The organism is Natronococcus pandeyae (assembly GCF_008122205.1).
Classification (GTDB): Archaea; Halobacteriota; Halobacteria; order Halobacteriales; family Natrialbaceae; genus Natronococcus; species Natronococcus pandeyae.
Map to the genome: position 1 here is coordinate 44,421 of NZ_PHNJ01000002.1, position 13,808 is coordinate 58,228.

Annotated in this window: 11 protein-coding genes; 5 read left to right on the forward strand and 6 right to left on the reverse strand. The window is 64.9% G+C overall.

Annotated elements, in window-relative coordinates; all coding sequences use genetic code 11:
- Window positions 1-62: 62 nt before the first annotated feature.
- From CV102_RS03905 to CV102_RS03925, 5 genes are all read left to right on the forward strand, one after another.
- Window positions 63-518, forward strand: coding sequence for a peroxiredoxin (locus CV102_RS03905; protein WP_148856590.1), 456 nt, complete (start codon window positions 63-65; stop codon window positions 516-518).
- Window positions 519-850: 332 nt separating this feature from the next.
- Window positions 851-1,282, forward strand: a complete 432-nt coding sequence (locus tag CV102_RS03910; RefSeq protein WP_148856591.1) for an Hsp20/alpha crystallin family protein — start codon at window positions 851-853, stop codon at window positions 1,280-1,282.
- 178 nt (window positions 1,283-1,460) lie between these two features.
- Entirely contained in the window at window positions 1,461-4,118 is a 2,658-nt protein-coding gene (gene leuS, locus CV102_RS03915) for a leucine--tRNA ligase (protein ID WP_148856592.1), read from the forward strand.
- A gap of 102 nt (window positions 4,119-4,220) precedes the next feature.
- The gene (locus tag CV102_RS03920) at window positions 4,221-4,982 is read left to right on the forward strand and encodes a YqjF family protein (RefSeq protein WP_148856593.1); all 762 of its coding nucleotides are present in this window, start codon (window positions 4,221-4,223) and stop codon (window positions 4,980-4,982) included.
- Window positions 4,983-5,195: 213 nt separating this feature from the next.
- Window positions 5,196-6,632, forward strand: a complete 1,437-nt coding sequence (locus CV102_RS03925; RefSeq protein WP_148856594.1) for a sugar porter family MFS transporter — start codon at window positions 5,196-5,198, stop codon at window positions 6,630-6,632.
- 63 nt (window positions 6,633-6,695) lie between these two features.
- Here the strand turns inward: CV102_RS03925 and CV102_RS03930 are convergent, their stop codons facing one another.
- From CV102_RS03930 to CV102_RS03955, 6 genes are all read right to left on the reverse strand, one after another.
- Entirely contained in the window at window positions 6,696-7,688 is a 993-nt protein-coding gene (locus CV102_RS03930) for an ornithine cyclodeaminase family protein (RefSeq protein WP_148856595.1), read from the reverse strand.
- Between the two features lie 502 nt (window positions 7,689-8,190).
- Window positions 8,191-9,849: a thermosome subunit alpha gene (gene thsA, locus CV102_RS03935; RefSeq protein WP_148857095.1), complete on the reverse strand. Its 1,659-nt coding sequence runs from the start codon at window positions 9,847-9,849 to the stop codon at window positions 8,191-8,193.
- Window positions 9,850-10,400: 551 nt separating this feature from the next.
- Window positions 10,401-10,967, reverse strand: coding sequence for a KH domain-containing protein (locus CV102_RS03940; RefSeq protein ID WP_148856596.1), 567 nt, complete (start codon window positions 10,965-10,967; stop codon window positions 10,401-10,403).
- Window positions 10,968-11,151: 184 nt separating this feature from the next.
- Entirely contained in the window at window positions 11,152-11,679 is a 528-nt protein-coding gene (locus CV102_RS03945; RefSeq protein WP_148856597.1) for a hypothetical protein, read from the reverse strand.
- 50 nt (window positions 11,680-11,729) lie between these two features.
- Window positions 11,730-12,233, reverse strand: a complete 504-nt coding sequence (locus CV102_RS03950; protein WP_148856598.1) for a YfcE family phosphodiesterase — start codon at window positions 12,231-12,233, stop codon at window positions 11,730-11,732.
- Window positions 12,234-12,558: 325 nt separating this feature from the next.
- A complete protein-coding gene (locus CV102_RS03955) occupies window positions 12,559-13,806 on the reverse strand; it encodes a tryptophan--tRNA ligase (RefSeq protein ID WP_148856599.1) in 1,248 nt (415 codons plus the stop codon).
- Window positions 13,807-13,808: the final 2 nt, after the last annotated feature.

Consider the following 13,808-nt stretch of genomic DNA (forward strand, 5'->3'; position numbering starts at 1 on the left):
CCACAGAGAGTCGTGACGATCGCGTGCAAACCGTTTTTTCGCATCGCTACGCTATCTCTGATATGGCACTCACTGCAGGCGACGACGCGCCGACCGTAACCGCACGCAATCAGGACGGCGAGGAGGTCACCCTCGAGTTCGAGGAGCCGACGGTGCTGTACTTTTATCCGCGGGACGAGACTCCCGGCTGTACGGTCGAAGCGAACCAGTTCCAGCGCGAACTCGAGACCTACCACGACGCCGGCGTCTCCGTCTACGGCGTCTCGACCGACGACGTCGACTCCCACCAGTCGTTCTGCGACGCGGAGGACCTCGAGTTCGACCTGCTCGCGGATCCGGACGGTGACCTCGCGGCTACTTTCGACGTCGACGTCCGGGACGGGGCCGCCGCCCGGACGACGTTCTTCCTCGGCGACGGCGAAGTCAAGGCCGCGTACGAGAACGTCGACCCCGACGGCCACGCGCGCCAGGTCCTGCTCGACGCGCTCGAGGACGACCGCGTAACCCTCCCGGAGTAGGTGCCAGCCCGACCGTTCTTCGAAGCGTTCCTCGGATCGATCGATCACGAGGCGTTCGACCGTGCTTGGGTATAACAAGCACAGGAGTTATGTGGGTCGCAACGCAACGTGCGTCCGTCGCTGAACGATAGCAAGTTCGGTGATCGAAAGCCAGCGTATCGCGTGCGAACCGGCTCAGCGCGGCGATACGGGCCACGCCTCCTCGGGAATAGCATGAGAAGACTCGGGCGAGGAGTCGAGCCACCTATTCGCGTGGCCCTTCGGACGGAGCCGAGCGTTCTGTTGTTTCGTCTCGAGCAGAATTTATCCCGGTCGACGTCCTACGGGTGAGTATGCGACGAAACCCGTTCGACGAAATCGAGGAGATGCTCGACCGCGTCAGCCAGCAGGTCGAAGAGGGGATGACCGGCGGCGGCCTTCAGGTTCCGGGTTCCGTACCGGTCGACGTCGCCGATCGGGGCGAGGAGTACGTCGTCACGGCCGACCTTCCCGGCTACGACACCGACGACATCGACCTGACGCTCGCGGAGGGCACTCTTCGCCTCGAGGCCCACCGCGCCGGGAAAACGGAGACGGAGACGACCGACGAGTCGGGTCGGTACCTCCGCCGCGAGCGAACCCGACAGTCGGTGAACCGACGGATTCGGCTGCCCGATCCGGTCGAGGAGGAGTCCGTATCGGCGGGCTACGAGAACGGCGTACTGACGGTTCGACTGCCGAAGGTCTCGGGCGGCGAGAGTTCGAAAGCGATCGATATCGAGTGAGCAACGGTCACCGGAGATCGGCGTGAGTTCGCGCGACTGACTTTTTCCGGGGCGGGTCGTATCGCTGCGGGCGCCTGCCCGTGGCGGCCCTCGCCACGCGAACCGCCGACAGTGCGTACCTACCAGTCGGTGTATGGAAAGCTATACGACGGCGTCGGCACCAAGCGTATATAAGCAAATGAGCGACGCGGGATACGACCACGCGGCGGTCGAACGACGCTGGCAAGAGGCGTGGGACGAGGCGGACGTCTATCGAACGCCCGACGACGTCGACGATCCGACGTACGTCCTCGGGATGTACCCGTACCCGTCGGGCAAACTCCACATGGGGCACGTCCGGAACTACACCATCACGGACGCGTACGCACGCTACCGACGGCTGCGCGGCGACGAGGTCCTTCACCCGATGGGGTGGGACGCGTTCGGCCTTCCCGCGGAGAACGCGGCCAAGGAACGCGACACCAACCCGCGCGACTGGACGTTCGACTGCATCGAGACGATGCGCGACCAGATGGAGTCGATGGGCTTTGGCTACGACTGGAACCGCGAGATCGCGACCTGCACCCCCGAGTACTACCAGTGGAACCAGTGGCTGTTCACGCGGTTCCACGAGGAGGGACTGGTCGAACGCCGCGACGCCGAAGTGAACTGGTGTCCCGAATGTGAAACCGTCCTGGCCGACGAGCAGGTCGAAGGCGAGGCCGAACTCTGCTGGCGCTGTGACACCCCCGTCGAGCAGCGCGAACTCGATCAGTGGTTCCTGCGGATCACCGAGTACGCCGACGAACTGCTCGAGGATATCGACGATCTGGAGGGGTGGCCGAACTCGGTGCGCCAGATGCAGCGCAACTGGATCGGCCGCCAGCACGGGACCGAACTCGAGTTCGATATCGACGGCTACGGCTCTATCGAGGCCTTTACCACCCGCGTCGACACCATCTACGGTGCGACCTTCTTCGCGCTCGCGCCGGACCACCCGATCAGCGAGAAGCTAGCCGAGGAGAGCGAGGAAATACACCAGTTCGTCCACCACGAGGCCGATCCCGAGGGCGACGAGCCGAACGGCGTCGAGACCGACTTGACCGCGACGAATCCGGTCACCGGCGAGGAAATCCCGGTCTACGTCGCCGACTTCGTCCTCTCGGACGTCGGCACGGGCGCGCTGATGGCCGTTCCGGGCCACGACGAGCGCGACCACGCCTTCGCGACGAAGATGGGCGAGGAGATCGTTCCCGTCATCGCCCCTGAACCCGACGACTGGGACGGCGAGACGGTTCCCGACGCCCCGGACGTCAGTGAGGAAGCCTACACGGAGGACGGCGTGCTCGTCAACTCCGGCGAGTACTCGGGTCTCGAGAGCGAGACGGCTCGCGAGCGACTGACGGCCGAGATCGACAGCGCCGAGGAGGCGACGCAGTACCAGCTTCGCGACTGGGGGATCTCCCGCCAGCGCTACTGGGGGACGCCGATTCCGGTCGTCCACTGTGACGACTGCGGTCCCGTGATGGTTCCAGAGGAGGACCTGCCCGTCGAACTGCCCGAGTTCATCAACACGACCGGGAACCCGCTGGACGCCGCCGAGGAGTGGAAGCAGACGACGTGTCCGGACTGCGGTGTGGATGCGACCCGCGAGACCGACACGATGGACACGTTCGTCGACTCCTCGTGGTACTTCCTGCGGTACGTCTCGCCGGATCTCGAGGACGCCCCCTTCGACCTCGAGCGCGCGAACGACTGGATGCCGGTCGACCAGTACGTCGGCGGCATCGAACACGCCGTGATGCACCTGCTCTACTCGCGGTTCTTCACGAAGGTGCTGGCCGACAACGAGGGCCTCGAGCACCGCGAGCCCTTCACCAACCTGCTCGCACAGGGGATGGTCCAGCTGGAGGGCGAGAAGATGTCCAAGTCGAAGGGCAACGTCGTCTCGCCACAGCGAATCGTCGAGGAGTACGGCGCCGATACCGCCCGCCTCTTCATGATGCAGGCCGCCCAGCCCGAGCGCGACTTCGACTGGAGCGAGGAGGGGGTCCGGTCGACCTACGCCTTCCTGAACCGGCTGAAGGAGATGGTCGATACCGCCACCGAAGGCGAGGCCGACGGCGACGACGACGCGATTGCGAGCTACGTCGCGAACGAGATCGACGCGACGGTCGCGATCGCGAGCGAGAAGTACGACGACCTGACGTTCAACCGAGCGCTGCGGGAAGCCCAGGATCTGACTCGGACGTTGCGGCAGTACGCCGATTACACCGAGCCCCACGCCGAAACCTACGAGCGCGGGCTGTCCGTCGTCGTTCGCCTGCTGGCTCCCGTCGCTCCCCACCTGGCCGAGGAGCTGTACGCCGAACTGGGCCACGACGAGTTCGTCGTCGACGCCGACTGGCCGACCGCGGAGGTCGACCGCGACCGCGTCCGGAAGCGCCGTCAGCTGGTCGAGAACACGCGCGAGGACGTCCGCCAGATCGTCGACGTCGCCGGCATCGAGGATCCGGAACGAATCGACGTCGTCGTCGCGCCCGACTGGAAGTACGATGCCCTCGAACTGGCGATCGAGAGCAACGCCGACAATCTGATCGGGGAACTCATGCAGCAGTCTCACATCCGCGAACAGGGCGACGCCGCCGCCGACTACGGCCAGGACCTGCAGGCCGAGCGCGAGGCGCTGTCGACGACGCTCGATCCCGACGAGGAGTACGACGCGCTCGAGTCGGCCGCCTGGCTGATCGAACGCGAGTTCGAGGCGCCCGTCCACGTCGTTCGCGCCGACGCGGTCGACGAGAGCGTCCTCACGAACGCCGAACCCGGTCGGCCGGCGATCGAGATCGACGACTGAGACGTCTCGAACTCGCTCGGGCACGGTATCGGTCAGGGAGCCGTTTTATGCGTGCACCCGTCGTGTCAGAGGATACAGCGGCTTCGCTCCGCGACGACGACGATGAACGTACGATCTCGCACGGATCCCTCCAAGTGGCCGGTCTCAGGAGTTTCGAGTCCGAAGGCACCGCACGTCGCCGCGATGACCTGGCGAGACGGGCTGTTCGTCCACTGGCCCGTCGACCCCGCCGACGTTCGGCCCCACGTCCCCGATCAGTTGACCCTCGAGACGCGAGATGGCCACGCCTGGCTCAGCGTCCTGCCGTTCGTGCTCACGAACGCCGGATTCCGCGGCACACCGCCGATCACGAGAACGGCGTTCGCCGAACTCAACGTCCGGACCTACGTCCGCTACAGAGGAGACCCCGCCCTCTTTTTCTTCAGTATCGACGTCGGCAACCCCATGATCGCCGAAACGATCGGTCGGACGACTCGCCTTCCCGTCTACTCCGCGCGAATGAACGTCAGTAGCTCCGAACGACAGGTCGTCTTCTCGAGCGAGCGTCGAGGAACCGAGCCGAGTAACCCCGCCCGATTCATCGCGAGGTACCGCCCCGACGGCGACGTCTTCACCGCCGAACCGGACTCGCTCGCGTACTGGCTCACCGAGCGGCGGCGGTTCTACGCGCCGTCGAACGGCGGCGTGCTGGCCGGCGAAATCGCGCACGACCCGTGGCCGCTCCAGCCGGCCGACGTGACGATCCACGAGAATACGATGCTCGCCGCCAACGGACTGCCGTCGCCGACGGACGAACCGGTCGTCCACTACTGCGACCAGCTTTCGATGACGGGTTCGATCGTTCGCCGACTGCCGGACGGCTGAGGGTTCGGTCGATTCCGACCGCCGGATCGGGTATCTTCCCCCTTCGAACTGGAACAGCAGGTGTATCAAGAGCCGGTACATTCACTCCGACCATATTGTAAGCCCCAGGTACATAACAAACTATGAGAAGGGATTATTAATATTTATTATATATCCGTAGAACCGGCAGGTTTGTTTACTAAGATTCGGAATAATTCGTTATCGGCACTCCGTATGTCAACAGAAAACACAAGTCGCGAAGAAACTGAACGGAATTCGTTCGTCTACGTGGTCGCAGCGCTGGCGGCGCTGAACGGGCTCCTGTTCGGATTTGACACTGGTGTCATCTCGGGTGCGATGCTGTACATCCGAGAGACGTTCGAACTGGCGACGATTCTCGGCTACTCGATGAACCCCGCGTACGTCGAAGGCGTCATCGTCAGTGGCGCCATGATCGGTGCGATCATCGGTGCGGCGCTCGGTGGTCGTCTCGCCGATCGGCTCGGCCGGCGACGGCTCATTCTGGTCGGGGCCGTCGTGTTCTTCGTCGGGTCGCTGATCATGGCGGTCGCGCCGACCGTCGAGGTGTTGATCCTCGGACGAATCGTCGACGGAATCGGGGTCGGATTTGCCTCGGTCGTCGGTCCGCTGTACATCTCGGAGATCTCACCGCCGAAGATACGTGGATCGCTCGTTTCGCTGAACCAGTTGACTATCACGAGCGGAATCCTCATTGCCTATCTCGTGAACTTCGCATTCTCGAGTGGCGGCGAGTGGCGCTGGATGCTCGGACTGGGAATGGTCCCCGCCACCGTCCTGTTCGTCGGCATGCTGTTCATGCCCGAGAGTCCCCGATGGCTCTACGAGCAGGGACGGGAGGCGGACGCCCGCGAAGTGCTGTCCCGAACCCGTGCCGAGGGACAGGTTGCCGCCGAACTTCGCGAAATCAAAGACACCATCCAGACCGAGTCCGGCACGCTTCGGGATCTGCTCCAGCCGTGGGTGCGACCGATGCTCGTCGTCGGTATCGGTCTGGCGGTGTTCCAGCAGGTCACCGGTATCAACACGGTCATGTACTACGCGCCGACGATCCTCGAGTCGACCGGCTTCGAGGACACCGCTTCGATTCTGGCGACCGTCGGCATCGGCGTCGTCAACGTCGTGATGACCGTCGTCGCAGTGTTGCTGATCGATCGGGCCGGTCGCCGTCCGCTGTTGCTCACGGGACTGGGGGGGATGACCGTCATGCTCGCCGTTCTCGGGGCCGTGTTCTACCTTCCCGGACTGTCCGGTTGGCTGGGCGTGCTCGCGACCGGGAGTCTGATGCTGTACGTCGCGTTCTTCGCTATCGGTCTCGGGCCAGTATTCTGGCTGATGATCGCCGAAATCTATCCGATGGAGGTCCGAGGAACGGCGATGGGCGTCGTCACCGTGCTCAACTGGGCTGCGAACCTGATCGTCTCGCTAACCTTCCTCAGACTCGTCGATGTCTTCGGTCAGTCGGGGACGTTCTGGCTGTACGGCGGGCTAACCCTGCTCGCGCTCGTCTTCTGTTATCAACTCGTTCCCGAGACGAAGGGGCGGTCGCTCGAGGAGATCGAGGCCGACCTGCGCGAGACCGCGTTCGGAACCGACGCCGACCGTCGCGACGCAGTCGGGAGCGACGACTAATCGATCACTGAGTTTTCGAAAATTCGGTTTCGGATCGCAGTTCTCGTCGGGCGAGCGCCGTGCCTATTGATCGGTGTGGATCAGGCCGAAGTCGTAGCCGGACTCGTTCTCCCGGGCGTTCTCGTAGACGACGTGGGCCGCCGCGACGTCCTGGATCGCGAGGCCGGTCGAATCGAAGACCGTGACGCCGGTGTCTTCGGTGCGGCCGGAGTTCGCTCCGACGACGAGTTCGCCGATTTCGCCGTGGATGTCGTCGTCCGAAAGCGTTCCCTCGTTGTACGGGACGTTGACCTCACCCGAGTGGGTGCACTGCTTGTGATCGTCGATGACGACCGTCGACTCGAGCAGGAGGTCGTCCGCCAGTTCGTGTTTCCCCTCCGCGTCGGCACCGATCGCGTTGATGTGGGTGTGCTCGCCGACGTCCTCGAGGCCGACGATCGGATCCCTGACGGGGGTCACCGTCGAGAGGACGTCACAGTGTCCGGCCTCGGAAATCGAACCCGCGCGAACGTCGAACTCGTCGCCGTAGGCGTCGATGAACCGCTGGACGCGATCCTCGTCCTTGTCCGCGACGACGACCTCCTCGATCGGACGGACTGCGCTGATCGCGTCGAGTTGGGTGTATGACTGGACCCCTGCTCCGATAACGCCGAACGTCGTGGCGTCCTCGACGGCGAGGTAGTCGGTGGCCACGGCCGCCGCGGCGCCGGTACGCTTCATCGTCAGCGCCGTCCCGTCCATAATGGCGAGCGGGCGCGCCGTCTCGGGATCGGAGTAGATCATCGTTCCCAGTACTGTCGGCAGGTCGTGGTCTTCGGGGTTGTCAGGGTGGACGTTGACCCACTTTACGCCTGCCGCGTCCCACTCGCCCGCGTCGAGGTAAGCGGGCATCGACCGGAAGTCACCGTTGTACTGCGGGAGGTCGATGTAGGACTTGGCCGGCATCTGGGCGTCGCCGCGCTCGTAGGCGCCGAAGGCGTCTTCGACCGCGCCGATGACGTCCGCCATCCGCGCGTGCTCGTCGACGTCGTCGCTATCCAGCAGAAGCGTGTTCATAGGGGCGAATTTTGCGAGCGGCTACTTAGTTGAATCGGATGGCGCGACCGCTCGCCGTACGGACGACGTTCGCCGGGTTTCGAGTCGGAACGAGACGTGATTCGAACGGATAGCACGGTCCTCGAGTTCGCACCTGCTGAGGAGAGACTGCGGCAAAGAACGTACTGTTGATAAAACCGCGGAAAGAGAATATGGGCCGACTCGAGCGGTACGAATTGGCCTCGCTCCCAGGAGGGACGTAAGCCAGGGAAGATCGACAGCCTGTGAACCGTCCCCACGAGGCGTCTGTCGGCGAGCGAGCGGTTCGAAGAACCCGAGCGCAGCCGTTCGCCGAGCGAAGCGCTGTTCGGAGCCCGAAGGGCGAGAACCGCGGAACGCGAACGGGCGGAGCCCGTGAGCGCGTAGCGCTCGGGCCGACGAGCGACCGAAGGGAGCGAGGAGTGCTTTTAATCGAATTTTTGCCGAGGGCCGCCGGAGGCGGCCCGCAGAGCAAAACTTCGTCCTACATCATGCCGCCCATGCCGCCGCCCATGCCGCCCATGCCGCCACCCATACCGCCGCCGGGTGGCATCTCCTCGTCACCGTCGTCGTCGGCGACCGCGAGGTCGCCGGCGGCGATGACGTCGTCGATGCGCAGCAGCATGACGGCCGCCTCGGTCGCGGATTCGATCGCCTGGGTCTTCACGCGAAGCGGCTCGTAGACGCCTTCTTCGCCCATGTCGATGGTGTCGCCGGTGAAGGCGTCCAGTCCGGACGCCGTGTCGCCGGCGTCGTGGTCGGCGCGCAGCTCGACCAGCGAGTCGATGGGATCGAGGCCCGCGTTCTCGGCCAGCGTGCGCGGGATGACCTCGAGTGCGTCCGCGAAGGCCTCGACGGCCAGCTGCTCGCGGCCGCCGACGGAGTCGGCGTAGTTACGCAGCGCCAGCGAGAGCTCGATTTCGGGTGCGCCGCCGCCGGCGACGACCTTGCCGTCCTCGAGGGTCGTGCGGACGACGCCCAGGGAGTCCTCGATCGCGCGGTCGACCTCGTCGATGACGTGCTCGGTGCCGCCGCGGAGGATGAGCGTGACCGCCTTGGCGTCGTCGACGTCCTCGACGAAGATGCGCTGGTCGCCAGCAATCTCCTTCTGGGCGACGCTGCCGGCGAAGCCGAGGTCGTCCTCGGTCAGGTCGTCGACGCCCGTGACGGGCGTGGCGCCGGTCGCGCGGGCCAGCTGAGACTGGTCGCTGGATTTGACGCGACGGACGGCGATGATGCCTTCCTGTGCGAGGTAGTGCTGGGCCATGTCGTCGATGCCGCCGTCGACGAAGACGACGTCGGCGCCGGCGTCGGCGATCTTCTGGGCCATCTCCTGGAGCTGAGCCTCTTCCTGCTCGAGGAACTGCTCGAGCTGGTCGGGATCGGTGACGTTGACCTCGGCGTCGATCTCGGTCTCCTTGATCTCGAGGTCGCCGTCGATGATCGCGACCGAGGCGTCCTCGGCGAAGTACGGCATGTTCTCGGAGACGCGCTCCTTGTCGACGATGACGCCCTCGACGAGTTCGGAGTTCTCGATCGAGCCGCCGACGACCTTCTCGACTTTGATGTTGTCCGTGTCGACGTCGTCCTCGTCCGCGACGGACTGGACGGCGTCGACGACGAGCTCCGCGAGCAGGTCGCGGGCGCTCTCGGCGCCCTTGCCAGTCATCGCCGTAGCGGCGATCTGCTGGAGGATCTCCTCGTCGTCCTCGTCGACGTCGATCGCGACGTCCTCGAGGGCGTCCGTGGCCTCTTCGGCGGCCTGGCGGTATCCCTGTGCGAGCGTCGTCGCGTGGATGTCCTGGTCGAGGAGGTCCTCGGCCTGACTGAGGAGTTCGCCGGCGATGACGACGGCGCTGGTGGTGCCGTCACCGACCTCGTCCTCCTGGGTCTCGGCGACTTCGACGATCATGTCCGCCGCCGGGTGGTCGATTTCCATCTCCGAGAGGAGGGTGACACCGTCGTTGGTGACGATGACGTTGCCCGACGAATCGACGAGCATCTTGTCCATCCCCTTCGGTCCGAGTGTCGTTCGTACCGACTCGGCGACGGCCTTGCCGGCCTGGACGTTCATCGACTGCGCGTCTTTGCCGGAGGTTCGCTGGCTGTCCTCCGAGAGAACGATAAGGGGCTGGTTGCCCATCTGCTGTTGAGCCATAGTCACCCGAAGGATTGATTGTTATTCTATATAAGTATTGTGCAATTGGCCCGTTTGAGGTGTGCGAATGGTTTACAGTCAAGCGGCCCTGCTGGCCCGTTGACGGCCTCTTATAATCGCTCTAGTCGCGTGATGCGAGGAGTCGGTTGAGGCTCGATTAAGTAGCCGTGTTCAAATATTACCGTGAGTACTCAGCGTCCGGTGAGACCACCACCAAAGCCCGGGGACGGCAGGCGACGCAAGCATGCGAGCGCAGCGACCCGAGCGGCCCAGGGGCTTTCGTGGTGTCCGATTCTCTCAGCGAGTCGGTGTACTCTGAACACCGTCGGTTACGTAGGACCCGAATTGAAAAGCACCTCGAGCGATATCGAACCAGGAAGCGAGATCAGTGGCGTCGCTGGAACGACGATACGGATCGAATCACACCCGAACGGACACTCAGACCGACGGACCGCGCCCGGTGAAACGACGGAGGGTCTCTACAAGAAGAGCGTCTGCGGCCGGTCGCCGCGACGAAAGTGTCTCGGGCGTGCGGTTCAGACCTGCTCTTCGCCCGATCCGGGATACCGGTGGTACTGCATTCCCTGATGTTTCATCTCGTTGTGTCGCTCCTCGAGGAACGAGTAGACGGCGCCGTGTGGCGCTCCGTCCAGGAGCATCTCGGCGGCGCTGCGGACGGCGTCGACCTGGGGTGGCGTGCCGATGATTCCGAGCGTCGAGCCATAGATGACGACGTTGGCGCCCGAGAGCTCTTCCATGAGTTCGCGGGTGCGACCGCCTTCCCCGATGAGTCGGCCCTTCTTTCGCTTCATATCGTTCGTGTTGCGTGCCGCAGCGTCGATATCGACGAGGTCGAACAGGATCATATCGTCCTGGAGCAACTGCAGTGCTTCCTCGGGTGGGAAGCCGCGACCGATCGCACGGACGATCTCCGGGCCCTTGAGGCCACGAACGGGGTCGCCGACAGTCTCGACGGCGACGGATCCGTTCTCCGAGTCGATGTCCAATCGGACCTCGGCTTCCGCCTCGATCTCGCGCATCGTTTCGCCGCCCTCGCCGATGAGGACGCCGATGCGGTCCTGCGGAATCTTCACGTGCTTCATACTCCCTGGTACTCGCTCGGCGAGGTTAAGACCTTTGTCCGTGATCAGCAGTGGAACGACTATCGTCCCGTCGGCGTACGCGACCTCTGACGAGTGAGCCGCGGTGCGAGGTCACCCGCGCGAAGGAACGCTCGCAATCGGCCTCTCGGACCTCGAACTCGCGGACCTCACAGTCGAGGGAGAGTTACGGCCGTCGGGCCCGAGCGAGACGCTCGCCGAGTGTCGGGAACGAAAGCGTCGCCAGGATCGCGACGACGGCCGCTACCGCGAGCGAGAGCGGCGGCGTCCCGACCGCGGCGGCGACCAGCACGCCACCGTAAACCGCCGCGATGAAAACGGCGTTGTAGTACACCAGTCGCAGGGCGATCAGCGCCGGCGAGAACGTCACCCAGCCGAGCGTCTCCGTTCCCAGGGGACGGATCCACCCGCCGCGAATGAGCGTCCCGACGAGGACCATCGTCGCCCACGCGACCAGCGCAGCGGCGGTCGCGCCGTAGCCGCCAGTGGCACCGGTCATCGTGACGATCATGAGCGCTGGCAGTCCCAAGATAGAGATCTCTCCGAAGATGTACGTGACGTCGTGGAGAAAACAACCGAACGCGTTCTTCTCCATGTTCGCCATCTTCCCGTAGCCGTACCAGGAGCGCCGCGTCCGGGTGTTGGCGGGACGCGTCTGCCGGCCGGGAGGACGGTCACGACGATTACGGGCCATACGAATGGTACCACTGCCCTCAATAAATAGCCCGACGACTCGGCGCGGCCCTACTCCAGGACGGACCGGAATCGAACCGACTCCGAGAGCGTGTCGACGATCGCAACCGTCCGATGCTCGTCCGGTACGGTCGGGAAGTGGGCACCGGGGTTGAGCAGGGTCGTTCGTCCTTCTTCCGTATGCTCGCGCTGGTGATGGTGGCCGTAGCAGACGAAATCGTACTCCTCCGCCGCGGCGAGCGCCTCGACTTCCGCTTTCGACTCCCCGTGGAGCACCGCGAAGGAGAGCCCGTCGAACTCGAGCGTGGCGAACCGGCCGTGGAGCGTGCTCTCGCCGCCGAGGGCGTCGAACCCCGCCTCGAGGCCGGAGATCTCACCATCGTTATTTCCCAGGACCCCGTGCAGTTCGAACCCGTCGAAGTAGGGGAGCACCGGTGGCGCGACGAAGTCGCCGCAGTGGACGGCGACCTCGACGCCCTCCTCCTCGAAGAGGTCGGTCGCTCGTTCGACCGCTGGAACGTTGTCGTGGGTGTCGGAGATGATGCCGATGTTCATACGTACTCGCGCACGGGCGAGCCACTAAGGCGTTCGGGAGGGGCGAAAAGACAGCGTTCAGATTACATCGATTCGCTGAGAGAATCGAACGCTACGAGAGCCCCTTCAGTCCCACCTGAGTCGACTACCTGGCCAGCCATCACGGGCGGGACTGAAAGGGGCTGGACCGCTCGGGGATGGCGGGCGACGCAAGCACGCGAGCAAAGCGAGCGCGCAGCGAGCCCCCCGACCCGAGCGGTCCAGGGGCTTTCGTGGTGGTCTCATCGGACGCCGAGTACCCACAGTAGTATCTGAACACGGCCGGGCGAAAGCCGAACTGCGACAGTTACGTCCGGAGCGACGTCGGGACGCCGGCGGACTCGAGCGCCGTCCGTCGCTCGTCGGCGGTCAGCCGGTAGGGCTCGAGTTCGTTCGCGAGCGATCCGAGCGATTCCCGACGCCGCTGGTGAGCAGCGAGGAAGGCGGTAATACGCTCGATTGCCGCCTCCTTTAGCTCGCCGCTGAGCAGGTCGCCGGACCGGTACTCGCGGGCGATGCGCTCGAGTTCGTCGTCGTCTTCCTCGAAGAAGAACCGGAGGTACTGGAACGGGACGTCGACGGACGGATCGCCCCCTCGCTCGCGGTGGGCCTCGAGCGTCGCCCGACCGCCGGTGTAGGCGTGCGTCCGGACCGTCTCGGCGACGGTCTCGGGATCGTCGGTGAGTTCGATCGACGCCGCCTCGCCGGAGGAACTCATCTTGCCGGGCCCCTCGAGGCTCGGCAGGAACCGGCCGAGCAAGGCACCCGGCTTCTCGACGGGCAGGGCCTCCTTCGACGCGACGTCGCGACAGACGCGGACGTGGGGGTCCTGGTCGACGGCGATGGGAACCAGCGTCGGCTGCCGGCCCGCGACCAGCTGGGGCAAGAGGAGGTGCGTCGCCTGGACGGCGGGATAGAACTGTAGTCCGACGGTGTCCCCTTCGCCGTAGACGGCCTCGACAGTCGCGGGCGTGAGGTGCTTCGCGAGGCGGACGGCGACCGGGTAGATCACGTCCGCGTCGGCGGTGTCGACGACGATCCTGGTTCGTTCGGGGTCGAAGCCGACGGCGAGCACGTCTCGAAGATTCTCGCGGGTGTGCTCGCCGATCGACTCGAAGGACTGGTCTTTCGCGAGGTACTTCTCGTCGTCCGAGAGCGGGACGTAGACGGTGGCGCCGGTTGTCTGCTGAAATCGCTTCGCGAGGTACAGCGGTAGGACGTGGCCGAGGTGCATCGGTCCCGACGGCCCTCTACCGGTGACGATGGCGTGCGGATTGCCTGCCTCGGCGGCTGCGAGATAGCGGTCGACGTCGCGGCCGGCGTAGAACGTCCGGCGGCGGATCGCCGGATGTTCTGGCAGGCGGTCGATCTGCTCGTCGGTGAGCGGGTCGGCGCCGAAGCGCTCGAGCAGTTTTTCGTAGTCGACGTCGCCGTCGACGGCGTACGGCGTGACGGTGAACTCGTCGGCATCGGTGCTCGTGTCGTTACCGTCGGTAGTCGCATCGTCGGTAGTCGTCCGGTCGGTTCGGTCGGTCGAATCGGTCGTGTTCGGCATGG